Source organism: Nannocystis pusilla (assembly GCF_026626665.1).
GTDB classification, from domain to species: Bacteria; Myxococcota_A; Polyangia; order Nannocystales; family Nannocystaceae; genus Nannocystis; species Nannocystis pusilla.
This window is the reverse complement of record NZ_JAPNKE010000002.1, coordinates 3,664,848-3,689,250: the sequence shown is the minus strand read 5'-3', so window position 1 is coordinate 3,689,250 and position 24,403 is coordinate 3,664,848. Positions and strand designations below refer to the sequence as shown.

Below are 24,403 nucleotides of genomic sequence, written 5' to 3'. Positions count from 1 at the left end.
CTTCAGATGAGGATGCCAACGTGTGTGGCGTGGATGTCCGGCCTATCTGCATCGCCGCGGGGGACGGCGAGCACATTGGCGCGCCCGAGCTCACCCCGAGCAGCCGATTCAAGCGACGGACTCGGGCGGCGCCACGGCGGGTCGAAGAAGCTGGCGACCGCGCCCAGCGAGACACCGATCGCACCGAGCATTTTAACGCTGTAGAAGCCGCCAGGGCCCGTCCCGCGGAGAATGCGGTCGTTGTGCACCTCGTCGCAGGCCGCGCGGTCCAGCCCCGCCAAGCAGCCGTGAGCCACCGCCTGGTAGAGCGGCTGCAGCCCCTTGAGGGTCGCCGGTTGGTGCCACCGAGGCACGCAGATACTCGAAGAGCCGGCGGTGCCCCGCCCGCCACGCCTCGCCGCGGGTCTCCTGAAGCCGCTGGGCGAAGTATTCGCGCACCAGCGGGTGGGCGTCGTAGGCGACTTGCGTCTGGCCCTCGCGCTCCACAGTCAGCAACTGCACGGCCTTCAAGCGCTTGAGCGCCACGTTGCGCTGCACCTCGCTCAGGCCGGCCGCTGCCTCGGTCCACCCTACGATAACAGGCTCCGCCAGCAGCGATGTGAAGACAGGGTCGGCCGCCGGCCGATCGAAGAGGCCCATCAGACGGAGCAGCGCCATCGCCTGCCGGCCCGCCTCGTCGGCCTCGAACCATGCCACGTAGCGGTCCATTACCAGGAACGCATGCCCGCCCTGCTCCTCAACGTCCGCCTCCTCAAAGCGCACTTGGTCGTGCCGTCTTACCTTCGCCGCCGAGCGCGACGAAGGATACGACGCGAGGCCGGCCCGGGCTCGACGCGCTACGGTCCCACCTCTTCGTCGACGCTGTGTGCCGGTCAGAAGCTGGGTTAGCATGTGGGCCGGTGAGAGGACTTCGTTTTTCAATAGCCTTGATGGCGTCCACTTCGCTCGTTTCCTGCCGCGAGCCGCAGAAAGCACCCGTGCAACCCCAGGCTTCAACGTCTCAGCCGGACGTGGGGTCAGACAAGGCAGAAGTGCGGGCGTCCGAGGCTGAGCCGGCCAAGGCTGGCGAGCCGTGTGCATCCGGCATGGCATTGGTCGAGGGGGACAGCCGACTGACAAGCAGGTCAAGCGCTGGAAAGAGCTCTACCCCGCGGTGTCGCCACCCTCTGAGTTTCCACCGGCTGGCGCCGACCCGCGGGGATGAAACGGCCCTGGGCCCCCCGGAGGGGCCTTGGCGGGCATTGCGCGGTTTCGCGCGGCGGAGTATTTCGCCGCGAATGCCGGCGAAGAGGTCGTTCACGCACTGGTGCAGGGTGAGCCCGTTTCTGAGTTGGACCGGAGGGCCCGTGAGCACCCTTGGTTGCGAGCAGGAGGTCCTTGGACCTGCTGGAGCGCGTTTGAGAGACTTCGAGTTAGGGGCCCTCATGCCGGCGTTCTTCACGGAGGATCGCCATGGAAGTGATGTACGGGACTTGTGCAGGCATGGATGTCCACAAGGACAGCATCGTTGTCTGCGTGCGACGCATGAAGGGCAACAAGGTCGACCGGGAGGTCCGGACCTTCGGCACGATGACCTCGGAGTTGATTCGGCTCGGGGACTGGCTCGAGGACAGCGGCTGTACGATCGCAGTCATCGAAGCGACCGGCGTGTACTGGAAGCCCGTCTGGCAACTCCTCGCGGGTCGTGTCGAACTGGTGCTGGCGAACGCGCACGAGGTTCGCAACGTGCCTGGTCGCAAGACCGACATGAACGACGCGATGTGGCTCGCGGACTTGATCGCGCACGGGCTCGTGCGCGCGAGCTTCGTGCCCCCCGAGCCGATCGCAGATCTGCGGGATCTGACCCGGACGCGCAAGCAGCTCTCGCGCGAGGTCGTCGAGCATACACAGCGGATCCAGAAGGTGCTGGAGACCTGCAACATCAAGCTCGCCTCGGTCGCCTCCAACATTCTCGGCAAGAGCGGGCGGGCGATGCTCGAGGCGATGGTTGCGGGCGAGTCCGATCCCGTGAAGCTCGCCGGCCTCGCTCGCGGGACGCTGAAGGGCAAGCGCGGCAAGCTCATGGAAGCGCTCCGCGGCCGCGTGCGCGATCATCACCGCATGCTCATCTCGACCCACCTCCGGCTCATCGACTCGCTGCAGGCATCGATCGCTGAACTCGAGAAGCGGATCGAGGAAGAGCTGCGCCCTTTTGCTAAGGCCGTCGAGCTACTCCAGACGATCCCTGGAGTCGGACCGACGGCCGCGCAGACCATCATCGCCGAGGTCGGCGTCGATATGAGCCGCTTCCGTTCCGCAGGCCATCTGCGCTCGTGGGCAGGCCTGTGCCCCCGCATGGACGAGAGCGCCGGCAAGCGCCGCTCCAACCGCATGCGCAAGGGCAATGCGTGGCTCAAGACGATCCTCATCCAAAGCGCATGGTCCGGCATCCGCAAGGAAGGCTACCTCTGCGCGCTCTTTCATCGCGTCCGAGCGCGACAGGGCAAGAAGAAGGCGATCGCCGCCGTCGCCGCCGCGATCCTCACCGCGGTCCACGGGATGCTCCGTGACGGGGAACCTTACCGCGACCTCGGCGCCGAACATTTCAACCGCCACGACCGCGAGCGCGCTGCGTCCCGCCTCGTTCGCCGCATCCGCGACCTCGGCTACGAGGTCGAGATGCGCCCGGCGGCCTGACAACCCCGCCCCCGCAAAGCCCGGGCCGCGCGACGAACAGACGTCCCGTGAACCCAGGCCCAGGCCGCGCGGAGAGGGCCGTTTCTTGAGAGAGTGCGCCGCCCAGCCGTCGATGTCGCCGGAGAGGTAGAACCAGACGTTCTTGGCCCGGTCCTCGGACAGCGTCTTGTTGTCCTTCTTGGAGCCGACAGTGTCGGTGTGCCCCACGACGAGCAGCTTCTTGTCCTGGTGCTCGTAGAGAAACCGCAGAGCTGCGGCGGCGACCTCGATGCCCGGGACCCGATCAGGACCGGGCTCGTCGGGTGCCAGGCGCTCGACGTCCGGCAGCAAGATCTCGCGGTCCTCGAAGAACGAGAACCGCGCGACCTCGAGGATGTGCAGTTGGGGCGCTGCACGACGATCCGAGTCTCGGCGCCGGTGTCGAGAGGGAACAAGTCGAGCGAACCGTCGAGGCGCGCCCGGACTTTGATCGTGCGCGCGGTCATCGTGTGAAGCCTCGCCGAATGTCCTTGAGCTCGACCCAGCACCGACCCGGGTCGATGTCCTCGACAAGGACGTAGCCTTGCCCATCGAGTGCACCGGTCCGAGTAGAACCGTCCGGCAAGCGCATCTGGAAGCGCAGCTTTGGCAGCGGCCGCGCAGGTTCTTCGTCGTCCACGACGCTCAACGCGACCCAAGTCAGCGGCTTCATGCGGATCTCGGGCTCTGCTTCCTGCCGCCGCGTCTGAACCGCAGGACCCCCCATCGCCCGCGCTCGTCCTCGAGCTCGATCATCAGGAAGGAGCTAGTCAGGAGATGCTCGAGACCCTGCTGCCGTCGATCGAAGCCGTACCGCATGGTCAGGTCCCCCAAGAAACCCGTGCCGAAGCCCATCACGTCGGGGCGCAGCAGTTCTCGGGCGAGCGACACAGCCAGGGTCGGCGTGATCGCATGCACCCGATGCGACGCCACAGAGATCACCTCTCGGTTGCGGCGGATTTCAACCGAACCGTTCGAGGAGGGCCGATGGAGCGCCGTGCGCCGCACCAGCAGCACGCGTTGTCCCAAGCCGAGTCGTACTTCAGCCTCCTCGTCGAACATCCGGCCGGCGATGATAGGGATTTCCCCCTCGGATGTGGGGGGCTGTCTGCAGATGAGAGACCTCTCGTTCTGGCGGCGATGCTCGATGCCGCCCGAGTTCGTGAGCGTTCGCGCGCCGCTCACCCGAATCGGTCGGCTTGCTCAAGAGTCTTGGTTTGCATGACCGAGAAGCTGCTGACCCCGATCGTCCTCGAGAGCTTTGACCTCCACGCCGCCGAGCGACTCCTCTGCGAGAGGGCGCTCCAAGACGGCGGGACGGAGCCTGTCAATGACTTTGAGACACGGTGCTGATCAGGTTTAGTGAATGTGAGATTTCACCGGAGAGGTGCTCCGAAGGTGGATCCATCGCGATGCACCTGTCCGTAAGGACATGGACTTCGTACTCGCGAGGGCCGCGCTCGGGGCGGCCCGGAGGGTTGATGTAGACCGCGGCGGCAGGCCGGTGCGGCGTGGGTCTTCCATGGACGAAGCGCTCCGGGTGGGCGGCGTAGGCGGCGTGGAGGGCGGCAGTCCGGACGGACAGGACGGCCTCGGTGCGGCCGTAATGCACGTCCGCGGGGGCGAGGAAGGCGATGCCGGAGTGACGGTGGTGGTGGTTGTAGCCGTCGATGAAGCGGGCGCAGAAGGTGTGTGCTTCGTCGTAGGAGGCGAAGCGGTCGGGGTAGTCGTGGGTGTACTTGAGGGTCTTGAAGTGGGCCTCGGAGTAGGGATTGTCGTCGCTGACGTGGGGCCGGCTGTGCGAGCGGCGGGCGCCCAGGGCTTGGTAGAGGTCGGCGAGCTCGCGGGACGTCTGGACGGCGCCGCGATCGGCGTGAATGGTCAATTGATCAGGTCTAATTGTTGTTTGTCGTAGGTGGTGCGGAGCAGGCGCGCGGCGAGGTCGGCGCTCTCGCGGTGCGCCAGGGTCCAGCCGACGACGCAGCGGCTGTAGATGTCGAGCAGGACGTACAGGTAGTAGTATTGGCCCCGGGTCGGTCCTCGCAGCCAGGTGACGTCCCACGACCACACCTGGTTCGGCGCGGTCGCCAGCAGCTCGGGGCGCTTGTACTCGGTGTGCCGCCGCTGCTGCCGGCGCTCCCGGACCTCGCCATCCTGCGCGAGCAGGCGATACATCGTCCGCGCGCTGCACACCCAGCGCCCCTCGTCGAGCAGGAGCGCCACGATGACCTCGGGCGCCTTGTCGACGAAGCGCTCGCTGTGCAGCATCTCCAGCACCTCCTGGCGCTCTCCAGGGCTCAGCGCTCGCGGCGTCCTCCGCGGTCTCGGCGACTTCACCGGCGCGGGGCGGCGACGGCGGTACACGGTGGCGCGCGAGACGCCCAGCGCCTCGCACGCCTGCCGCAGACCTGTCCTCTCAGACAGCTCGCCCGCCTGCGCGATCAGGTCTTCTCGGACGGCTCGATCGTCGCGAGCGGGATCCCGAGCAATTGCGAGACTTTTTTGGACGTCGATGATCAGCTCCGCCGTCTCGAGCTTGTGCTCGAGCTGCGCCACCCGGCGGCGCAGGCGCTCCAGTTCTTTCTGCTCGGGGTCCTGCTTCGGCTTCGGTCCACGCTTCTTCGGCTTCAACGCCCCCAGGGTACCCTCGTCCCGCTGGCGCCTCCAGGTCGACAACAGCGAGCTGTACAGGCCCTCCTTGCGCAGGATGGCGCCGATCTGTCCCTCGCTCGCGTGGTCGGTCTGCGCGAGGATCTTCAACTTGTACGCGGGCGTGAAGCGGCGTCGCGGCGTCTTCTCGGCGGTCTCGGGGTTAGGCTCTCGTGCTTGAGTCGCCATCAGGTCCATGCCTCCGTTGCATCGCCCGATTCCAGGTAGAACTCCACCCTCAGGTGCTCTTCGCGGGGCATCGAACCCGGCGAAGCAAGGATTTCGATCGGGCTACACCGTTGCTGACTCGTCGCATCGCCGGCCGACGATCTCGACCCGCTCTCATCCCGCCTACTCGACGGCTCCTCGTTGCTCCTCGTTTCGAAGGCGCGCCTGATGTTCGTGGTCGCCGCAGGCACAGCAAGACTTTCGACCGGACTACACCGTTGCTGATTCGTCGCATCGATGGCCGACGACCTCGTCCTGCTCACACCCTGCCTACGCGATTGCTCCGGGCTGCCGCTCTCTTGGAAAACCCTCCTGGTGCTCGATGCCGCCGCAGGCGCAGCAAGACTTTCGACCAGACTACGCCGTTGCTGACTCGTTGCATCGGCGGCCAACGACCTCGTCCTGCTCACACAACGCCTACTCGATTGCTCCGGGTTGCCGCTTCTCTGGATGGTTGGTTTGCTCATGCTCTGGATTCACGGACTCGCCCTGCTCTCTAAACTTCGCGGGGACCGTGTCTCACAAGACATTGTCAGGTAGGGGCGCAGCGATGGACGAGATCCTGCGCATGGCTGGGACGGTTGAGAACGTCTACGTGGTGACGGTTCAGCCCTGGACGCTCACGGCGACCCTGCACCCGCGTGCGCGGTGGGCCGGCATCGCTGACACGCACACCTGCTCGATGGGGCCGATCACGGCGTTGCACCGCGGGTTCGCGGCGAGCGTCCTCGTCGGTCTCGCCGCGGTGTCGGCAACGGCGGAACGCGCAGCGGACGACGCCTAGGGCGACGACGACGACGAGACGATCGACGCCCACGCGATCGTGCAGGTCGACGAGGACTTCAAGTAGGGGGTGGATGATGAAGCGCATGGTTGTTGGCGGGCTCGCCGCGGCGGGCGTGGTCGGTGCAGGGGTCTGGCTCAAGCGACAGGTCACGCAACAGTCGCAGCTTCTCCCCCCGAGCCCGACACGCAGGTTCCGCTCGTGATCCCCGGTCGCGTCGCGGTCGAGCGCCTCTTCGGAGGTGGCGATGCTCGGACGAAGGCTCCGCTCGTGCTGTTTTTGCATGGCGTCGGCGCAGACGAGACGCAGCTCGCGCCGTACGTGCTCTCCAACCGGCCCATGCGGCTCGTGTTTCTGCGTGGTGGTCTCAAGAGCGGTAGCGGGTTTCAGTGGTTCCGCGCGCGCTACAAGGACAACGCAGCGGCATTCATCTCCGATGTCTCACGCGCCGCGTCCGAGATCGTGACGGTGCTGGACCAGATCGCCACTCAGCGGCTCTACACGGAGCGGATCGTCGTCGGATACAGCCAGGGCGCGCACATCGCCTGGTGGTTGGCGACCAGCGGCCGCGTCGATCGTGTGGTCGCCATGTCGGGTGCGTTACCGGAGAGCTTCAAGCCGCCGCGTCCGTCCCGACAGGTGCGGATCGAAGCGGTCCACGGCATGCGTGACCCCGTGGTCCCCTACAGCGCTGGTCAGGCGACGGCGCGGACCTTCCAGGCAATGGGCTATCCAGTCCGTCTAACGACGCTGCGCCTTGCGGGACATGGCCTTTCGAGCATGGGCGCGGCGCTCGCTCCGGCGCTCGAGCGAGCGGCGGGCGGCCTCGCCAGCGTTTCCAGCTTCGTTCGGACTTCTTGACGAGCGACCCTCTTGAGGGCGGATGAGGTGGACAGTGAATGCGAGAGCTCTTCCTTATAATATAGGGGGTCGTCGGGCTCTCTCGGTCACCGCGAACATTCCCGAGGGGATCTGCCCCGAACAACGTTTCGACGGAGTGAGCTCTCGCCAAACTCAAAACCTCCCGCCGCCTCTCATGACCGTTGAGGAGCTCGCTGTACTGCTCCGCACGAGCAAAGGAGCCGTCTACGCCAGGGTCTCCCGCGGCGGCGTACCTGGGGTAGTGCGGCTCGGCCGAACCATTCGCTTCGACCCTCGGATCATCGCACAATGGCTCTCGGCGAAAAGTGCGAGCGCGGGAGGTCAACCATGATCACGCTGCGCCCGTGGAAGGGATCGAAGAATGAATTCGAAGTTGACGTTCGCGTCGAAAACGCAGTGGGGCGCAAGCTCCGCCAACGAGTCAAGGCGCCGGTCACCGGCAGGTCCGCTGCCGAACGGTGGGCCAAGGCGCTCGAGCAGGAGCTCCTCGCTCAACTCCTCGCGCCCGAGCCCGAGCCCGAGAAGCCGCCACCCCCGACGTTCGAGGAGTTTGCCAAGACCTTCCTCGACCTGTGCCAGGCCGACCGACTCGGGACCAACACGCTCGTGAACTACGACGTCCATCTGCGCGTGTACCTGCTCCCGGTACTGGCTCGGCGGCGCCTCGACGAGGTGACGCCCAAGGACATCACCGCGATCAAGAAGTCTCTGGTGAGCAAGTCGCACAACACGATGTGCGAGGTGCTCAAGACTCTCCGCCGGCTGTTCAACCGGGCCATCGCAGAGAAGGAGATCCAGTGCGCTCCGGTGGATTTCGAGATTCCTCGTCGGAAGCGCAAGCCCGCGGTCGCGTACGACGACCAGGAGCAGGCGGCGCTGCTTGCCGCGGCCCAAGCGCTCGGGCCGAGGTTCGTCGTCATCGTCTTGTTGGGGCTCGACGGTGGTCTTCGCCGTGGAGAAATCCTCGCTCTCAAATAGACGGACATCAATCTCAAGCGAGGGCTGATGACCATCCGTCACAACCTCGTCCGGGGTAAGCTGGACCTCCCGAAGGGCAGGACCGAGGACGAGGTCGGCCTCACGGCGCGCCTCGCTGAGGTCTTGCGCGGGTTCCCGGCCCTCGGCCCGTTCGTGCTGGACAACAACGGGAGCCATTTCAAGGAGAACAACATGAACAAATGGATGAGGGCGCTCGTGAAGGGCGCGGGCTTGCCCTGGCGTGGCACTCATGTGCTCCGCAAGTCGTGCGGCACCCGGATCGCGGAGGGCGGTGGGGGCGTGGCAGCCGTCGCTAGCCACCTCCGCCACAAGAGTCTGCAGACCGCGAGCGACTATGTTGACCGCCGTGGCGGCAGCTCTGGCGCGATTCGCGCGTTGGAGACGTCGGGGAGACGCACTCCCGAGCACGCCTAAGTGCTCGGAACTTTAGAAAGAATTCGGCTTACGCCTACTGCATGAAGCAATAGATCGGCTTCTTCCAGGCGCACGATTGCTGGCAGACGAATTGCGTCCACAGGCCGTCGGCCTTGTTCCACTGGCCGCCGCCGGTGAAGCCGGGGGCGTTGCTGGTCCAGTTCTGGCAATCGGTGAAGTCGGCGAACATGGTGCCGTTGGTGATGGTATTGGTGAAGGTGAGCTGGGAGACGCCGCTGCAGACGTTGGCGTCGGAGCCGGGCGGGGTCTTGAGCTCGGAGAGGTTGATGGCGGCGGCGATGGTGCCGTCGATGAGGTCGGCCCAGTTGTTGGCGACGAGGACGCCGTCGCGGCGGGCGTAGGGGATGGCCGACTTGGTGAAGCGGGTGACGGGGGTGCCGGTGTCGTCGCTCAGCCAGGCGCGGTAGGTGCCGGGGAGGCCGGCGGCCTGGGCGGCGGCCTGGCACTTCATGTCGGCGCCGGCGAGGCCGCCGAGGTTGCCGTCGAAGCCCTGGCTGGTGGCGAACACGACCTTGTGCGCCTTGCACTTCGAGCTGCAACCGTCACCCTCGGCGAGGTTGCCGTCCTCGCAGTTCTCGCCGGCGGCGCTGTTGATGACGCCGTCGTTGCAGGCGGCGAAGGTGCAGTCGAGGTCGCAGGTGGAGGTCTGGCCGCCGTGATCGCAGGCCTCGCCGGCGCTCTCGTTGAGGACCTCGTCGCCGCAGACGACGGCGGTGCAGTCGTCGTCGCAGGTGGCGGTCTCGGTGCCGGCGTCGCAGGTCTCCCCGGCGGCGCCGTTGACGGTCTGGTCGCCGCACACCGCGAGGGTGCAGTCGCTGTCGCAGGTGGGGCTGTCGCCGCCGGTGTCGCAGGCCTCGCCGCTGGCCGGGTTGTGGTGGGCGTCGCCGCACTGCGGGAGGGTGCAGTCGCTGTCGCAGGCGGGGCTGTCGCCGGCGTCGTCGCACTCCTCGGTGCCGGCGAGGACGAAGCCGTCGCCGCACACCGCGAGCTTGCACAGGGTGGTGCAGGCGTCGTCGTCGAGGGCGTTGCCGTCGTCGCACGCCTCGTCCATCTGCAAGATGCCGTCGCCGCAGGTGGCGAGGGCGCACGCGTTGGTGCAGGCGTCGTCGTTGACGTCGTTGCCGTCGTCGCAGGCCTCGAGCAGCTCGTGGACGATGCCGTCGCCGCACTCGGCGAGGACGCAGCCGACCAGACAGTCGTCGTTGTCGAGGTCGTTGCCGTCGTCGCACGGCTCGACGCCGACCTGGATGACGCCGTCGCCGCACACGGCGGTGGTGCAGGCGTTGGTGCAATCGTCGCCGTCGTCGAGGTTGCCGTCGTCGCAATCCTCGGTGAGCTGGACGATGCCGTCGCCGCACACGGGGAGGCGACAGCCGGTCGAACAGCCGTCGCCCTCGATGTCGTTGCCGTCGTCACACTCCTCGCCGACGAGCTCCTGGACGATGCCGTCGCCGCACACGGCGGCGATGCAGGCGTTGGAGCAGGCGTTGAGATCGACGAGGTCGCCGTCGTCGCACTCCTCGCCCGGATCGATCTGACCGTCGCCGCAGATCGGCGGCGGACCGGTGGTGCTGTCGGTCTCGCCGGTGGTGGTGGTGGTCGAGGTCGAAGTGGTGGTCGAGGTGGCGGTGCCGTCGGTGATGGTGCCGTCGGTGACGGTGCCGTCGGTGCTCGTGATCGCGGTGTCGGTGGCAGGCTCGGTGGTCGGCTCCAGGGTGGTGCCGGTCTCGGTGCCGCTCATGGTGCCGGTCTCGGTGGTCGGCGCAGTCGTGGTCGGCAGATCGGGGCCGGTGGTGCTGCCCGCCGTGGTGGTGCCGTCGGTGTCGGTGGTGCCGGTGCCGGAGTCCGTGAGCACTGCGGTGTCGGTGCGACCACAGGCGAGGGCCGAGGCGAGCATCACGAGACCCAGCGAACGACAAGCGAAGCTGTAAGCGAGCATGTCGCGAGGGTACGAGAGTCGAACGAAGGCCGGCAACTCGCGCCGCCGCAGCCGACGTCCGCGGGCAGGTGCGCCCTGGGCCCACCCATCCGGCCGAAGCCGCGCCCGCGGAGCGGCGACGGAGGAAGATGCAGCGCGTCCGTGCGCGGACCGTTACGCGGGCGTCAGGTCGGCGCAGGCCGCCGCGCGATAGCGACGTGAAGGCGGCAGGCGCGGCGGGTCCTCACGCCGAACGACGCGAGGACCACGAAGGTGGAGCGCGGCGATCGCTTCCGCGGCGAGGACGGGTCGAGAGGAGGCGCGCCGCTCGATGGCGAGACTTCGCCCTCCGCGGCTGCGGGGCGAGCCGTTCGACGATGCGAACAGGGCGCGACCTCCTGGCTGAACCTCGGGCCGCGAGGGAGAGCATCGACGATGCGAACAGGTCAGGCGGGCTCGTCGCGCCCAGTCGAGGTCGATGCTCTCGCCGCCTCGGGCAGCGAGGGGAGAGCATCGGTGGTGCGAACAGGTCAGGCGAGATCGTGGCGCCACTCGATGTCGATGCCCTCGCCCTCCTCGGGCACGTGCTTGCGCAGCAGGGCGAGCAGCTCGGCGTCGACCTGGTTCTCCTCGAGGTAATCGAGGGTGTCGCGGTCGATGTAGTAGTCGCGGTCGTCGGCGCTCTCCTCGACGAGGAGATCGATGAGGTCGCGCAGCTGGTCGTCGGTGATAGGTCCGATCAGGGCGCCGGTCTGCTTGTTGTAGAGGCGAGTCACGCGGGGATGGTAGCCGGTCCGGGGCGGCGGCGCGACGCATGGCCGCACTGGGGGCGTTTGGACCGCCGGCGGCCGCGCGGGGGCGGCTCGGTTCGCTCGCGGCGCGGTCGTCCGCCCGGCCCGGCAGGACCTGGTCGATGGGGCAGGTGCTGGGCGCGGGGGACGTTCGCGGGGACGCGGTCGTCGGCGCGGCGCGGAAGACCTGGCTGATGGGACATGTCCCGGCCGCGGAGATGTTCGCGCGGACGCGGTCGCCGCGGTTCAGGAAGACCTGGCCGATGGGGCAGGTCTCATCCGCGGAGACGTTCGCGCGGGCGCGGTCGTCCGCGCGATCCAGGAACCTGGCCGAGGGGACAGGCCTGCTCGCGCGGGCGGACCTGGCCTGCGGGACAGGTCAGACGGGACAGCCGGGCTCGCCCATGTCGCAGCAGAGGCAGGCGGAGGTGCCCATGTCTTCGCCGCAGAAGCCGTGGTCGTACAGGGTCATCATGGCGTCGCCGACCTCGGTGCACTGGACGAAGCAGTCGAACTGCGACAGCTTGCCGTAGATGCAGGTGTTGAGGTTGGTGTCGTCCTCGCAGCTGGCGGGGTCGCTGTTCTCGCAGGGGGTGCCGGGGCCGTCGCCGCAGATGAACTCGACGGTCTTGCCGGTGTCGACGCAGCCGTAGGCGAAGTCGTAGCCGTCGAAGCTGCAGCTGTCCTTGGCGAGGTTGGGCTCGAGCACCCAGGTGGCGCCGTCGCAGCGGTAGACCTGGCTGCCCTCGGGGCCGCAGGCCTCGGTCATCGTGCACCAGAACTGGCCGTTCTGGCAGTCCTCCGGCGGGGGCTGCTCGCCCTGGCACTCGACGCCGCCGGTGGTGGTGCCCTCGCTGGTCTCGGTGGTCTCGGTGGTGCTCGCCGTCGCCTCGGTGGTGGTCGTGGTCGAGCTGGTCTCGGGCAGCGTGGTCGACTCGGTGGTGCCGGGGCCGGTGGTGGTGGTCGGCTCGCTGGTCGAGGTCGGCTCGACGGTGGTGGTGCCGACGCTCGAGACGGTGGTGGTGTCCTCGACCGGACAGCAGGACAGGTCGTCCAGGTCGTCGCTGCAGTACTCGAAGCCCTCGTTGCAGTAGCAGGTCTCGCCGTCGAGGTACGAGTTGGGGTCGTCGCACACGAACTCGCCGGTGTCGGAGTCGGAGGTGTTCGTGGTGTTGCCGCCGCCGATGATGCAGGCCGACGCGAGCCCCAGGAGGGCCAGGAGCGCGATTTTGCGAGGTAAGCGAGCCATGGCGAAAAAATGACACAAACCCGCCGCGCGCGTCAGGGCAGTTATCGCCCGTGTCGCACAGGAAGCGGAAGCTGTAGCCGCCCGGCTGGGGCAGGGCCTTGTAGCTCTTCACGCTGCCGTCCTGGTTCCACTGGTAGAGCATCGAGCAGCCGTCGCACGCCCCGAGCTCGTCGGGCTCGCCGCTGCCGACGGCGACGTCGCTGACGAACCACGCCTGGTCGTCGCCGGCGCGCCACTCGGGACAGTCGAGCCCGTTGAGCGGCGCGTCGACGCAGCTCTCGCCCGCGGTGACCGGATAAATCCCGAGGATCTGCAGGTAGTCGGCGCCGCTCTTCACGGTGCCGCCCCCGACCGGCTCGAGGTTGTCGCCGGTGGCGACCTGGAAGGCGGCCCCCAGGTGCGCCGCGCTGCGCGGGATGAACAGCTGCATGCCCCAGTCGGCGCAGGCGGCCTCGGCGGTGGCGGCGGTGGCCGGGCTCGGGTTCATGCCGGCGGCGACGTCGACCTTGAGGAAGGTGTAGCCGCCGCCGTCGACGGCCGGATCGAGGGCGCACCAGACGTCGATCGGGTCCATGATGCCCTCGCGGCGGACGCTGAAGACGCCGCTGACGGCCTCGGGGGCGGCCTCCTGCCACTCGAGGCAGCTGTGGGCGTACCGGCAGGTGGGCAGGCAGTCGGGGCCGTCCTCGCAGTCCTCGTTCTCGGGGTCGACCTGGCCGTCGCCGCAGCCGGGGGCGGCGGCGCTGCAGTCGGCGAGGCAACTGCCGTAGGTGCCGTCGTTGGTGCCGTCGTCGCAGACCTCGTCGCCGTTGAGGACGCCGTCGCCGCAGGCGGGCAGGAGGCAGGCGGTGGTGCAGGCGCCGTCGTCGGCGTTGTCGGGGCCGAGGTCGCACTCCTCGGCGTCCTTGGCGACGAGGCCGTCGCCGCAGGTGGCGTTGCGACAGTCGCTCGTGCAGGCGCCGTCGTCGGCGTTGTCGGGGCCGAGGTCGCACTGCTCGTCGGCGTCGACGAAGCCGTCGCCGCACACGGGCTCGCCCGTGGTGCCGGGCTCGCTCGTGGTCGGCTCGCCGGTGGTCGGCTCGGTCGCGGAGGGGCCGGTGGTGTCGACGCCGGTGGTGGTGCCGGGGCCGGTGCTCGCGGTCGACTCGGTCTCGGTGTTGGCGTTGGGGTCGAGGCAGGCCTGCAGGGCCAGGGCCGTGACGCTCAGTTGCAGCGAGATCCAGAGGCGCGGCGCGGTGGGCATGTTCGAGGGATTTGTCCACGATTCAGCCGGGGCCGCAAGGGGCGCGAGGCGAGGCGAGCTGAATCAAAAGACAGGGGGCGCGGCGTCGAGGTCGTGAGAGGTGGCGCGGTGCGACGCCGGGCGTGGCTCGCGGTCTCGTGAGGCGGGCGCGGGCGAGGCGACCCGCGGGGCCGACTTCGAGGTCGTGAGCGGCGCGGTGGACGAGGTAGAGGTCGCGTGACGCGGACTCGGGGACGGTGAGGGCGAGGTCGTGAGACGAGACAGAGGTCGCGTGACTCGGACTCGGGGGACCTCGAGGGCGAGGTCGTGAGACGAGGCAGAGGTCGGCGTGACGAGGACTCGGGGACGGTGAGGGCGAGGTCGTGAGATGCGAGGCAGAGGTCGGCGTGACGCGGATCCGGGGACGGTGAAGGTCGTGAGATGCGAGGCAGAGGTCGGCGTGACGCAGACTCGGGGACGGTGAGGGCGAGGTCTTGAGCTGCGAGGCAGAGGTCGGCGTGACGCGGACCCGGGGACGGTGAAGGTCGTGAGATGCGGTCGTGCCGCTTCGACGCGGCCTTGCAGCCGCGACCTGGCGGACGGGCGCTGCGACACGGCTGCGGGCGTCGGACGGGGGACGTGAAGAGGCCGCGGACCCTGACGGGCTCGCGGCCTCGTGGACGGCCGGGGGGCGTGTCAGCGGGACTTGACCTCGAAGCCGAGGGCGCGGCGGGCTCCGACGTAGGCGGGGCTGACCGCGAACACCAGGAGGTCGCGCAGGTCGGCGTCGAAGGCCGCGCGGGCCTTGAGGGCGGCGCTGCGTTCGCCTGGCTCTTGGGGCAGGCCGAGGATGTCGAGGGCGGCGCCGAGGTTGCGCGACAGGCACAGGCCGACGCGGTCGCCGGAGCGCTGGACCCACGCCCGCCAGTCGCGGCTGTCGAAGCCCTCCTGCTCGCGCTCCTTGAAGCCGGTGCTGAGCTGACGGGCCAGGCGGATCGGCAGCTTGCGCGCGAGGGTCTGGCCGAGCCGTGTGGCCAGGTCGGCCTCGTCGCGGGCGCGCACCCGCCGGGTGTGGCGCGGGTGGAAGGCCTGCAGCGCGGCCGCGAGGACGCCGGCGAACAGCGGCTTCGGCAGGCCGGAGACGAGGATCGCGGCGGGGCGGGTGAAGAACAGCGCGCGCCCGAGGGCGAAGCGCAGCCGCGGGGCGGTGGTCTCGGCGCGGGCGGCCGGGCCGACGACGATCACCGGCGGATGCACGCACGAGACGCTGGTCCAGCCGCCCTCGACGCGCATGTCGGGGAGCAGCTCGACGTCGGCGAGGCGCACGCCCTGGGCCGGCATCTGGGTGCCGAGCTCGGTCCAGACCTTCCACAGGAGGGTGTCCTTGTCGGTCTCGGCCTCGATCCAGGCGGCCTCGCTGAACTGCGGGCGCGGCAGCTCCTCCGCCAACAGCTCGGCGGCGCCCTCCCACAGGGCGGTGAGGGCCGGGACCACGCCGGCGTCGGCGGGGGCCGGGTCGATGACCATGGTGGGGTCGAGCTTGCCGCCGCGCACCGACAGCAGCTCGTGGCTGGTGAGGAAGGCGCCGGCCTCGGCGTGGCCGGGGCTGACGATCCGCAAGAGCTGGTGGATGGCGTGGGCGCGGCCCTCCTCGCCGTTCTCGGCGCAGTGGCGGGCGAGCGCGGCCAGGCTGGCCTCGTCGAGCGGGTCGAGGTGGAGCAGGGCGTCGGAGTTGCTGCGCACCTGCGGGCCCTGGATCTTCTCGTCGGCGTAGAGCCGGGCGAGCTGGCGCCGCGGGGCCAGGCCGAGGCCGGTGGGGTCGAGCTCGGCGGCCCGCTCGAGCAGCCGGATCGCCTGCGCGGGCCGGCTGTCCTTCGGGTCAGGCGGGGGCTCGGCCTGGACCACGAGGTCGGCCAGGCGGACCAGCAGGCGCTGGCGATCGCGGGCCTCGCTCAGGTCACCAGGCGGCTTCTGGACGCTGTCGCGCGCCAGGTAGGCGCCCACCGCCGGCTCGATCTGTTCGACGGTGCCACAGGCCCGCAGGGCGTCGACGAGGCCGTGGATCGGGGCGGCGGCGTCGGGCAGCAGCTCGACGGCGGCGCGGGCGTAGGCGAGCGCGCGCTCGGGGTCGCCGGGCTCGCCGCGCTGGAGGGCGATCTTGACGCCCTCGAGCAGGAAGCCGGCCCGCTTGGCCTCGCGCAGGTCGGGGTGGTGCAGCAGGCGGTCGAGGCAGCCGAGGGCGATGCCGGCGTTGCGCGAGACGGCGGTCCAGAAGGCGGCCTCGAGCTGGCGGCGGTCGAGAACCGGGTGCGGGATGTGCTGGATCAGGGCGAGGCCGGCCTGGACGGCGTCGAAGGCGGCGCCGAGGATCTTCTGCGCGGAGGCGCTGACGACGGTCTCTTCGCCGGTCTCGGCGGCGGCCCCGGCCGCCTCGTGGAACAGCATGCCGGCGGCGAGCAGGGCCCGGCCGCGGGCCTCGGGGTCCTGCTCGAGGTCGGCGAGGGCGAGGGTGTGCTCGGCGGCGTCGACCAGTCTGCCTGACTCTTGGGCCAGCTGAGCCAGCGCGGCGCGGGCCTTGCGGTGGCGCGGGGCCAGCTCGAGGGCGCGGGCGTAGCGGGCGGCGAGGCGCTCGGCGGGGGCGTTCTGCTTGGCGTCGCACTCGGCGGCGAGGATCAGCAGGTCGGCGACCACGGGGGCGCGCTCGGGCGGGACCGGGGTGCCGGCGGCGAGGCGCTGCTCGACCGGCTCGAGGGCGGCGACGGCGTCGCGGTGGCGGCCGGCGGCGGCGCGGTTGTGGGCCATGGCGGCGCGGATCTCGAGGTCGTCGGGGACGTGGCGCAGGGCCATCGAGAGGCGGCGGTAGGCCTCGTTGGCGCGGTCGGTCTGTTCGAACAGGTGGGCCAGCATCAAGAGGCCCTCGACCAGGCGCGGCTGGTCGCGGGTGAGGCCGAACGCCTCGACCGCGGCCTCGAGGATGGCCTCGGCCTCGGCGTGCAGGCCGGCGTCGATGAGGGCCGCGCCGAGGGCCAGGCGCGCGGGCGCGTGGTCGGGGTCGGCGGCGAGGGCGGCCTCGAAGCGCTGGCGGGCGCGCGCGAGCTCCTGGCCGCCGCGCAGCAGGGCGCGGCCGCTCTCGGTGAGGATCCGGGCGCGGATCTCGGGGTCGTCGATCTGGGCCAGCTGGGCGTCGAGCAGGGCGTCGGCGCCGTCGAGGTCGCCGGCGGCCAGGCGCAGGCCGACCAGGCCCTCGATCGCCTGCGACAGCCGGCGGCTGCGCTGCGGGGCGCCGGGGGCCAGCTCGGCGAGGACGCGGGTGTACATGGGCGGCCAGCTCGGGCTCGTGCAGGCGGTCGCGGGCGATCGCGGCGGCCTCGAGGATGCCGTCGGGCTCGCCGACGGCGGCGAGGCTGACGGTGAGGGCCCGGTCGTCGCCGAGGGTCCGCGCGAGGGCGACGCGGCGCCGCTGCAGGCCGAGCGCGGCGTCGGGCGGGGCGGCGGCGAGCGCCTCGTCGAGGGTCTCGAGCGCGCCGCGGGGGTCACCTGCCTCTTCGGCCAGGGCGGTCGCCAGGGCCTCGGCGATCCGCACGCGGCGGGCCGCCAGCGCCGGCGAGACCGGCTCGGGGATGTCGAACGGCAGCGGCTCCTCGTCGAGCGGCTCGACGCGGACCTCCATGTCGCTGACGATCTCGGCCAGGCGCCGGCGCAGCATCTCGACGCCGTCGTCCATGCGCCCGCCCTTGCGGTAGAGGCGGGACAGGCCGAGCACGACGTCGTCGTTCTCGGGGGCCTCGGCGGCGAGGGTCTCGAGGGTCTCGAGCGCGGCGGCCTCGTCGCCCTGGCCCTCTTGCAGGGCGCGGGCCTTGACGACGAGGAGGGCGATGCGGGCGTCGCGGTCGCCGGGCGCGACCTGGGCCAGGCGGCGGTCGAGGATCGGCAGCAGCTTGGCGTACTGCTCGGTGCGCAGGTAGAGGCTCTGCAGGCGCACCAGGGCGTCGGGGTCGCCGGGGTTGTGGTCGAGGACCTCGGACCAGCCGGCGATCGCGGCGTCGGGCTGGCCGAGGCGCTCCTCGGTGAGGGTGGCGGCGCGGGCCAGGCAGCGCACGCGGGCGTCGGGGTTGGGCACGACCTCGGCGGCGGCGCGCAGGGCCTCGACGGCGCGGACCCACAGGCCCTCGCGCTGGAGGATCTCGATCAGCTCGGCGTGGACGTCGGCGGTCTCGGGGGTCTCCTTGACCAGCGCCTCGAGGCGGCGGATGGCCTCGAGCGAGCGGTCGGCGCGGTAGGCGAGGTCGCGCGCGAGCTGCAGGACGCGGGGGATCCGCTCCTCCAGCGGGAGGCCGTCGGCCTCGACGTCGTAGAGGCGCGCCGAGGCCTCGGCGGCCTCGCGCTCGCGGCCGGTCTTGGCGTGCAGCGCGGCCAGGCTGCGCAGCGCGCCCAGGTGCTTCGGCGAGACGGCGAGCACGCCGCGGTACTGCTCCTCGGCGCGCTCGGGCTGAGCTGTCTGTTCGTACAGGTCGGCGAGGCGCAGGTGATAGGCGACGATGTGCTCGGGCAGGGTGAGGTCGGACAGCAGGCGCGACAGCGCGGCGATCAGGCGCTCGGGGTCGGCTGTCCTTTCGGCCATGTGGACGAGGCCCGAGAGGGCGACCGCGTCGTCGGGCACCAGGGCGAGGGCCTCCTCGTAGCGCTCGAGGGCGGCGTCGGGCATGCCGGCGCCCTCGTCCCACAGGCGGGCGAGCAGGCGCTGCAGGCCGGCGCGCTCGGACTTGCTGGCGGGGACCACCGAGGCGTAGGCATGGGCCAGCTCGTGCCAGGCAGAGCTGGCGGACGGGCGGCCGGGCAGGACCGGGGCGTCGAGCTCGGGCAGGGCCGGCAGGCCGGCGGTGACGGCGTCGATGAGCTCGCGGCTGGCGACCGGGGGCGGCGGCGGCACGCTGGCCGCGGGGACAGGCTCGGGCGGGCGCGAGGGCGGCGGCGGAGCGGCAGGGCGGCGCGCCGGCGGCGGGGCCTTGGCGACCGGCTTGCCGCCCGGCGGGCGCGGCGGGGCCGGCTTGAGCGGCGGGTTCGGCCCCCGCGGCTTGGCGGCGGGCCGCGGCAGCGAGCGCTTGTGCGAGGTGGGCCGCGGGGCGTCGTCGTCGAGCTCGAGCATCTCGTCGAGGTCGAGCACGCCCGAGACCTCGGCGCTCGGGCGCTTCGGCGCCGGGCCGACCAGGCTGTCCTCGATCGGCTCGAGGTCGGCGAGGTCGAATACGCCGGACTCCTGACGGGGGAGGCCGGCCGCGCGCACGCTGACGGAGCCCGAGGCCTCGACGGCCTCGAGGTCGGCGATGTCGACGATGTCGGTCTCGCCGCGGGCCGGCCGCGGGGCGCGGATCTTGACCGCCGTGGCCGACAGCTCGACGGGCTCGAGGTCGGCGAGGTCGACGATGTTGGTGTGCGTCTCGCTGCGGACGGTCTTGCCCGGGCGGGCGACGACCTCCTTGCCGCCGCCGCGCCGCAGCTCCTCGAGCGGCTCGAGCTCGGACAGCTGGATCTCGGCGGTCGGGCGCGACACCTCCTCGAGGTCGTCGAGCTCCATCACGCTCGACTCCTCCTTGTTGGTGGCGCGCGGCTTGACGGGCATGCGCGGGGCCAGGGTGTCGGGGTCGAGGCCGAGCTTGCGCCACTGGTCGCGGTCGGCCAGCTCGGGCGGGACGATCTGCGGCCACAGCAGCGGGTCGCGGGCCGGCGGCGGGGCGGTGTAGGTGCCGGTCAGGCTGGCGAGGTGCCACATCTTGCTGTGGACGGGCCCGAGGTCACCTGTCTCGGGGGGCAGGTCGCCCTGCAGCTTCCAGGCGGCGATCCGGGCCCTGAGCGCGTACTCGGGCCGGCCGAGGCAGTTCTCGTAGAGCTCGGCGATCTGGGTCAGGAGCTTGCCCTGCTGGGCCTTGCCTGTCCCGAAGTGCAGCTCGCTCGCGGGCGCGAGCAGGAGCAGGTGCCACAGGTTGTCGCGCTCGGCCAGGCGGTCGAGCTCGAAGCGGGCCTCCTCGCTGCCGGGGTGGAGCGAGAGGGCGCGCAGCCACTCGGCGATCGCGCCGGCGGTGTCGCCGAGGCCGGCGCGCAGCTCGGCGCGGCGCTTGAGCAGCGACAGCTTGACCGCGGGGTCGACGGTCTGGCCGATGATCTGCTGGGTGACCGAGAGCAGGGTGAGCGCGCCGGTCGGCGGGGTGTCGGGGCTGCGCTTCTCGTCGACCTTGGCGGCCATCGCCTCGATCGCGGGCATCAGCGCGGTGCCGTCGCGGTCGTAGGCGACGCCGAGCCGGAGGGTGCGCAGGGACGCGAGCGGGTCCTGGCGCTTCTCGTAGTCGATGCGCGCCGAGTCCTTGAGCTGATTGAGGCCGCCGCGCTCGTTGCGCTGCAGCTTGGCGAGGGCGAGGCCGCGGTGGTGATCGGCGAGCTCGGGCCACAGTTGATGGCGCTGGGCCAGCTCGGTCATCAGGCCGGCGGCCTCCTCGGCGAGCGAGGGGTCGGCGGGGCGCAGGTCGGTCTCGGCCCGGCGCAGCCACTGGAAGGCGCGCTTCGGGTCGCTCAGGTGGCGCTCGTAGATCTTGGCGATGGCGACGCAGGCGTCGAAGCGGCCGAGGCCGGTCTTGGCGCGGCCGAGCCGCAGCTCCTGCAGGTCGATCAGCGCCTGCCACATCTGGTGGGCCTCGCCGAGGGCCTCGATCTGGCGCCCGAGGTCGTCGTCGTCGGGGCGCAGCTTGTAGGCGCGCTGCAGGTAGCCGATCGCGCGCGCGGGGTCGCCGAGGCGCTCGCGGGCGATCTCGGCGGCCGACATCAACAGGGCGATGGTGCCGTAGTCGCCGTAGTTGGGGGTCTTCTCCTGGAAGGCGAGCTCCTGCTCGCTGACGTCGAGCATCTGCGGCCACAGGCCGTGGGCCTGGGCCAGGCCCTCGAGGCGGCCTTGCACCGGGCCGGCGTCGAGGCCGGCGCGCAGGGCCACGAAGTAGGCCTTGCGCGCCCAGGCGAAGGCGAGGTCGGGGTCGCCGATCTTCTTCTCGGCGGTGGCCGAGGCGCCGAGGCACAGGTCGATCTGGCCGCGGCTCTCGGCCCGGCCGCTCATCTCGGTGAAGCGCTCGCCGTAGACGACGAGCAGGTCCTTGTACATGCCGTGGCGCTCGGCGAACGCCTCGATCTTCTGCTTGAGGTCGCGGCTGCCGGGGGCGATGCCGAGGGCCCGCCCGAGCAGCGCGAGCGCCCGTTTGGCGTGGCCGAGCCCGAACTCGCACACCTCGGCCATCTGCTCGAGGGTGACGACCTGCTGGGCGGCGTCGGTGAGGCTCTCGAGGCGCTTGCCGAGGGTGTCGAGGGTGGCCTGGTGATCGCCGGCCAGGGCCTGCAGCTCGCCGAGGATCTTGAGGCCCTCGCCGTCGTCGGGCTCCTCGCGCATGAACCGCTGGAAGGCGGCGATGGCCTTCTGCGGGGCGCTGAGGTTGACGACGTAGGTGCGGGCGACCAGCGAGAACAGCTCGCGCCGCTCGTCGGTCTCGAGCGCGGAGAGCAGGAGGATCTCGGCGTGGCGGATCAGGCGGTCGAACTGGCCGGCGCGCTCGTACAGCTCGAGCAGCTTGAGGGCGACGTCGCGGTTGCCGACGGCGGCGTTCGAGCTCAGCTGCTCGAGCACGCGGATGGCGGCGGCCGGGTTGTCGAGCCGGTCGGCGAGGACCTCGGCGCGCTCCCAGCCGATGTTGAGGGCCTCCTCGTCGCTGTCGGCCATCTCCTGCAGGGTGCCGAGCGAGGCGGCCAGGCCGTGCCAGCTGCCGAGGTTGCGGTAGAGGCGGGTCAGCGCCTCGGTGGCGCCGCGGTGGTCGCGGTGGATCCGCAGCGCGCGCTCGAAGGCCGAGCAGGCCAGGTCGGCGTCGCCGAGCGACGACTCGGCGACGTGGCCCAAACGCATGAGGTAGTCGAGCTGGCGGATCGGCGGGGTGCGGGCCGAACTGGCGGCCTTGCCGAGCAGGTTGGCGAGCTCCTCGCGGTTGCCGAGCGCCTCGTAGGCGGCGATGAGCTTGTCGGTGACCTCGAGGTTGTGCGGGTCGCCGGCCTGCAGCTGCGTCCACGCCTGGGCCGAGCGCTGCGGGTCCTGCAGCTTGCGGTCGGCGACGTCGGCCATGCGGCGGATGATGCGGGTGCGCTGGGCCGGGTCGCCGACGAGGCCGAGCTCGCGCGACAGCGCCTCGTACTCGCCGCCGGCGTCGCCGAGCTCGGCGCACAGGCCCTGCATGCGGTGGACGGCGTCCATGTCGGAGGGGCTGTAGCCGAGGATCTGCTCGCAGGCCCACAGCGCCTCGCGCGGGCTGTGCAGCTCGTACTGCCACAGCTCGGCCATGCGCCGCAGCAGGACCACGCGCTGCGAGATGCTGCGGGTGACGTCGTGCTGGCGCCGCAGCAGGTCGATGACCTGGTCGTAAGCACCTGTCCGTTCGTACATCTCGGCGAGCGCGCGCAGGGCCCCCTCGTGGCCGGGCGCGAGCGCCAGCATCTCCTGCAAGAGGACGATGGTGCGCTGCGGGTCGGTCATGCGCTCGCGGTGGGCCTGCGACAGCCGGCGCAGGACCTCGAAGCGGCGCTGCGGGTCGATGGTGCGCTGCAGCTCGGCCTCGAGGGTGGCGAGGTTGGCGTCGAGCATGCGCGCGCGCTTGTCGATGCGGGCGATCTGGTCGCGCGGGCGCCAGTCGTTGGGATAGGCGAGGGCGAGCCGGTTCCAGGCGTCGAGGGCCCCGGCGAGGTCGCCGAGGCGGCGCTCGTAGATCTCGGCCAGCTCGACGAAGTGCTCGGCGAACTCGGAGCGGGCGAGCGGGCTGTCGGGTCCGCCGCCCATCTGCAGCGCCTGGTCGCCCTGGTAGAGGATGAGGCCGGCCAGGTGCGACCAGTTGTTCTTGCGCCGCCAGTGCTCCTTGTAGCCCTCGAAGGCCTCGTGGTTGAAGGGCTCGCGCTCGAGCACGCGGTAGAAGCTGACGGCGGCCCGCTCCTCGTCGCCGAGGTCCTCGCGGGCGACGCGGGCGGCCCACAGCAGCTTGTCGGTCGGCAGGCCGCCGGGGTCCTGCTCGGACCAGCGCTCGTAGAGGCTGACGAGGCCATGGTTGTCGCCGAGCTCGACGAGCAGGGCCTCGAGCCGCAGCCAGGCGTCGCCGCCGGGCCGCTCGAGCCGCGAGGCCTGCTCGTAGCAGGCGCGGGCCTCCTCGCGGCGGGCGAGGCGGGTCTCCAGCAGCTCGCCGCGCGACAGCCACAGGCCGTAGCTGTCGGCCTCGGTGACGTAGCCGATCCACGCCCCGTAGAGGTCGTCGAGCTCCATCCACTTCTCCTGCGCCATCAGGAGCTCGGCGAGGGCGTTGCCGGCCTCGTGATGGTTGGGACGCAGGCTCATGGCCCGGCGCAGGAGGCTGTAGGCGATCTTGTCGTCGCCCTGGCTGCGCGCGAGCTTGGCGGCGCGGAAGAACACGTCGGCCGCTTTTTGCAAGCCCTCGTCGCTGGCCTTGCCGCTGCCGAGGTAGAGGGCGCCGAAGCCCGCAGGGCGGCGACGTCGTCAGGGTTGGCCTTGAGCGCGGCCTGCAGGTGGAGCGCGGCGGAGGGGATGTTCTCGAGCTGCTCGGCCTCGATCCGCGCGAGGCGGAGGTGGAGGGCGGCGAAGCGCTCGCGCTCGCGGACGCTGTCGGTGCGCGCGAGCTCGGCGTTGATCAGATCGATGACGCGCAGCCAGGCGCCGGCCTGAAGATGGAGACGGATGAGCTGATCGCTGGCGTCGCGCTCCTGGGGGTTGATCTCGAGGGCGGCCCTGTAGCAAGCGATCGCCTCGTCGACCTGACAGCGCTGCTCGTCGACCTTGCCGAGCTCGACGAGCGCACCAGGGACGGCAGTCCGGTCGTGCCGCCGCAAATGGTCGAGGCGGAACTTGAGCAAGGTGGCGAGCTCGTCGAGGCTGCCGAGCTCGCCGTAGACCTTGCGCAGCTGCTCGAAGGCGCGGCTGTTGTGCGGCTCGGCCTGAAGCGCACGCACGAGGGCGTAGGCGGCCTGGGGCTTGTCCTTGACGCGGTCGTACCAGAGCTCGTAGGCCTGGACGCACAGCTCGGCGACCTTGGGCGGGCCGCTGATCGCCGCAGCGTGCACGACGAGCAAGGTGGCGAGGGCGCTCCAGTTCTCGGCCTCGCGGAAGGCCCGCCGCAGCTTCAAGAAGGCGTCGTCGCTGGGCTTGGCGCGAAACGCCCCGAGCTCGGGCGGCTCTCCAGGAGCCACGGGCGGCAGCGGGCAAGGCAGATCGTGAGGCGAGGGCTGGCGCTTGGGCGCGACGGCGGTTTCGGGCATGGGCGTGGGCCGCGAGCGGGGCCGCCCAAGGTACCACGGCCGCCCGGGCGTGTGGTTTGTGGGCGGACAGGTGACCGTGGGCAAGATCGCGCGGGACGGGGCGACGGAGGGTCGGCGATTGGGGGCGGGAGGCCCGAGCTTCGGGGCGCTGGCGCGCTCGTCTGGATGGGCGGGGGGCCGGGCTTCTGCGCGGAGGCTCGGTGGTTCTGGCAGTCCG

The 24,403-nt window shown here is 70.8% G+C and carries 17 protein-coding genes and 3 pseudogenes; 8 read left to right on the top strand and 12 right to left on the bottom strand.

Annotated elements, in window-relative coordinates:
* Positions 1 to 2: 2 nt before the first annotated feature.
* A complete protein-coding gene (locus OV079_RS16165; RefSeq protein WP_267769596.1) occupies positions 3 to 191 on the bottom strand; it encodes a hypothetical protein in 189 nt (62 codons plus the stop codon).
* A 1-nt stretch (position 192) separates the two neighbouring features.
* A complete protein-coding gene (locus tag OV079_RS16160) occupies positions 193 to 762 on the bottom strand; it encodes a hypothetical protein (protein WP_267769594.1) in 570 nt (189 codons plus the stop codon).
* Between the two features lie 690 nt (positions 763 to 1,452).
* Between OV079_RS16160 and OV079_RS16155 the strand changes: the two genes are divergently transcribed.
* Together OV079_RS16155 and OV079_RS16150 are read left to right on the top strand one after the other, a co-directional pair.
* Positions 1,453 to 2,676 (top strand): IS110 family RNA-guided transposase, encoded by a 1,224-nt coding sequence (locus tag OV079_RS16155; RefSeq protein WP_267769593.1) that lies wholly within the window; start codon positions 1,453 to 1,455, stop codon positions 2,674 to 2,676.
* A 198-nt stretch (positions 2,677 to 2,874) separates the two neighbouring features.
* Positions 2,875 to 3,168, top strand: a complete 294-nt coding sequence (locus tag OV079_RS16150; protein WP_267769591.1) for a hypothetical protein — start codon at positions 2,875 to 2,877, stop codon at positions 3,166 to 3,168.
* Here the strand turns inward: OV079_RS16150 and OV079_RS16145 are convergent.
* The 3 genes and pseudogenes from OV079_RS16145 to OV079_RS16135 form a co-directional block, all read right to left on the bottom strand.
* Complete coding sequence (locus OV079_RS16145) at positions 3,158 to 3,367, bottom strand: hypothetical protein (RefSeq protein ID WP_267769588.1); 210 nt, start codon at positions 3,365 to 3,367, stop codon at positions 3,158 to 3,160. The genes OV079_RS16150 and OV079_RS16145 overlap by 11 nt on opposite strands.
* Complete coding sequence (locus tag OV079_RS16140) at positions 3,364 to 3,756, bottom strand: hypothetical protein (protein WP_267769586.1); 393 nt, start codon at positions 3,754 to 3,756, stop codon at positions 3,364 to 3,366. Before OV079_RS16140 ends, OV079_RS16145 begins: the two co-directional genes overlap by 4 nt.
* A 409-nt stretch (positions 3,757 to 4,165) precedes the next feature.
* Positions 4,166 to 5,541: pseudogene (locus OV079_RS16135) on the bottom strand (IS3 family transposase); the annotation flags it as partial.
* A gap of 580 nt (positions 5,542 to 6,121) precedes the next feature.
* Here OV079_RS16135 and OV079_RS16130 point away from each other — a divergent pair.
* The 5 genes from OV079_RS16130 to OV079_RS16110 all read left to right on the top strand — a co-directional run bounded on the left by OV079_RS16130 (position 6,122) and on the right by OV079_RS16110 (position 8,650).
* Positions 6,122 to 6,355 (top strand): hypothetical protein, encoded by a 234-nt coding sequence (locus tag OV079_RS16130; RefSeq protein ID WP_267769585.1) that lies wholly within the window; start codon positions 6,122 to 6,124, stop codon positions 6,353 to 6,355.
* A gap of 201 nt (positions 6,356 to 6,556) precedes the next feature.
* The gene (locus OV079_RS16125) at positions 6,557 to 7,216 is read left to right on the top strand and encodes an alpha/beta hydrolase (protein ID WP_267769584.1); all 660 of its coding nucleotides are present in this window, start codon (positions 6,557 to 6,559) and stop codon (positions 7,214 to 7,216) included.
* A 22-nt stretch (positions 7,217 to 7,238) separates the two neighbouring features.
* Positions 7,239 to 7,568, top strand: coding sequence for a helix-turn-helix domain-containing protein (locus OV079_RS55950; RefSeq protein WP_338088905.1), 330 nt, complete (start codon positions 7,239 to 7,241; stop codon positions 7,566 to 7,568).
* Complete coding sequence (locus OV079_RS16115) at positions 7,565 to 8,215, top strand: tyrosine-type recombinase/integrase (RefSeq protein ID WP_267769582.1); 651 nt, start codon at positions 7,565 to 7,567, stop codon at positions 8,213 to 8,215. The genes OV079_RS55950 and OV079_RS16115 overlap by 4 nt, the downstream gene beginning before the upstream one ends.
* A gap of 6 nt (positions 8,216 to 8,221) precedes the next feature.
* The gene (locus OV079_RS16110; RefSeq protein WP_338089083.1) at positions 8,222 to 8,650 is read left to right on the top strand and encodes a tyrosine-type recombinase/integrase; all 429 of its coding nucleotides are present in this window, start codon (positions 8,222 to 8,224) and stop codon (positions 8,648 to 8,650) included.
* 34 nt (positions 8,651 to 8,684) lie between these two features.
* Here the strand turns inward: OV079_RS16110 and OV079_RS16105 are convergent, their stop codons facing one another.
* The 3 genes from OV079_RS16105 to OV079_RS16095 form a co-directional block, all read right to left on the bottom strand.
* A complete protein-coding gene (locus OV079_RS16105) occupies positions 8,685 to 10,610 on the bottom strand; it encodes a DUF4215 domain-containing protein (protein WP_267769579.1) in 1,926 nt (641 codons plus the stop codon).
* A gap of 509 nt (positions 10,611 to 11,119) precedes the next feature.
* Positions 11,120 to 11,365: a hypothetical protein gene (locus OV079_RS16100; protein WP_267769578.1), complete on the bottom strand. Its 246-nt coding sequence runs from the start codon at positions 11,363 to 11,365 to the stop codon at positions 11,120 to 11,122.
* Between the two features lie 394 nt (positions 11,366 to 11,759).
* Positions 11,760 to 12,629: a hypothetical protein gene (locus OV079_RS16095; RefSeq protein WP_267769577.1), complete on the bottom strand. Its 870-nt coding sequence runs from the start codon at positions 12,627 to 12,629 to the stop codon at positions 11,760 to 11,762.
* Positions 12,630 to 13,000: 371 nt separating this feature from the next.
* On the opposite strand from OV079_RS16095, the gene OV079_RS16090 reads away from it, so the two are divergent.
* The gene (locus OV079_RS16090) at positions 13,001 to 13,150 is read left to right on the top strand and encodes a hypothetical protein (RefSeq protein ID WP_267769575.1); all 150 of its coding nucleotides are present in this window, start codon (positions 13,001 to 13,003) and stop codon (positions 13,148 to 13,150) included.
* A gap of 1,397 nt (positions 13,151 to 14,547) precedes the next feature.
* Here OV079_RS16090 and OV079_RS58005 read toward each other — a convergent pair.
* The 4 genes and pseudogenes from OV079_RS58005 to OV079_RS16080 all read right to left on the bottom strand — a co-directional run bounded on the left by OV079_RS58005 (position 14,548) and on the right by OV079_RS16080 (position 24,117).
* Positions 14,548 to 16,296, bottom strand: coding sequence for a tetratricopeptide repeat protein (locus OV079_RS58005; protein ID WP_420829622.1), 1,749 nt, complete (start codon positions 16,294 to 16,296; stop codon positions 14,548 to 14,550).
* A gap of 567 nt (positions 16,297 to 16,863) precedes the next feature.
* A pseudogene (locus OV079_RS58000) lies at positions 16,864 to 17,169 on the bottom strand (hypothetical protein); the annotation flags it as partial.
* Positions 17,170 to 17,545: 376 nt separating this feature from the next.
* Positions 17,546 to 22,366: pseudogene (locus tag OV079_RS57995) on the bottom strand (tetratricopeptide repeat protein); the annotation flags it as partial.
* Between the two features lie 881 nt (positions 22,367 to 23,247).
* A complete protein-coding gene (locus OV079_RS16080; protein ID WP_267769570.1) occupies positions 23,248 to 24,117 on the bottom strand; it encodes a tetratricopeptide repeat protein in 870 nt (289 codons plus the stop codon).
* Positions 24,118 to 24,403: the final 286 nt, after the last annotated feature.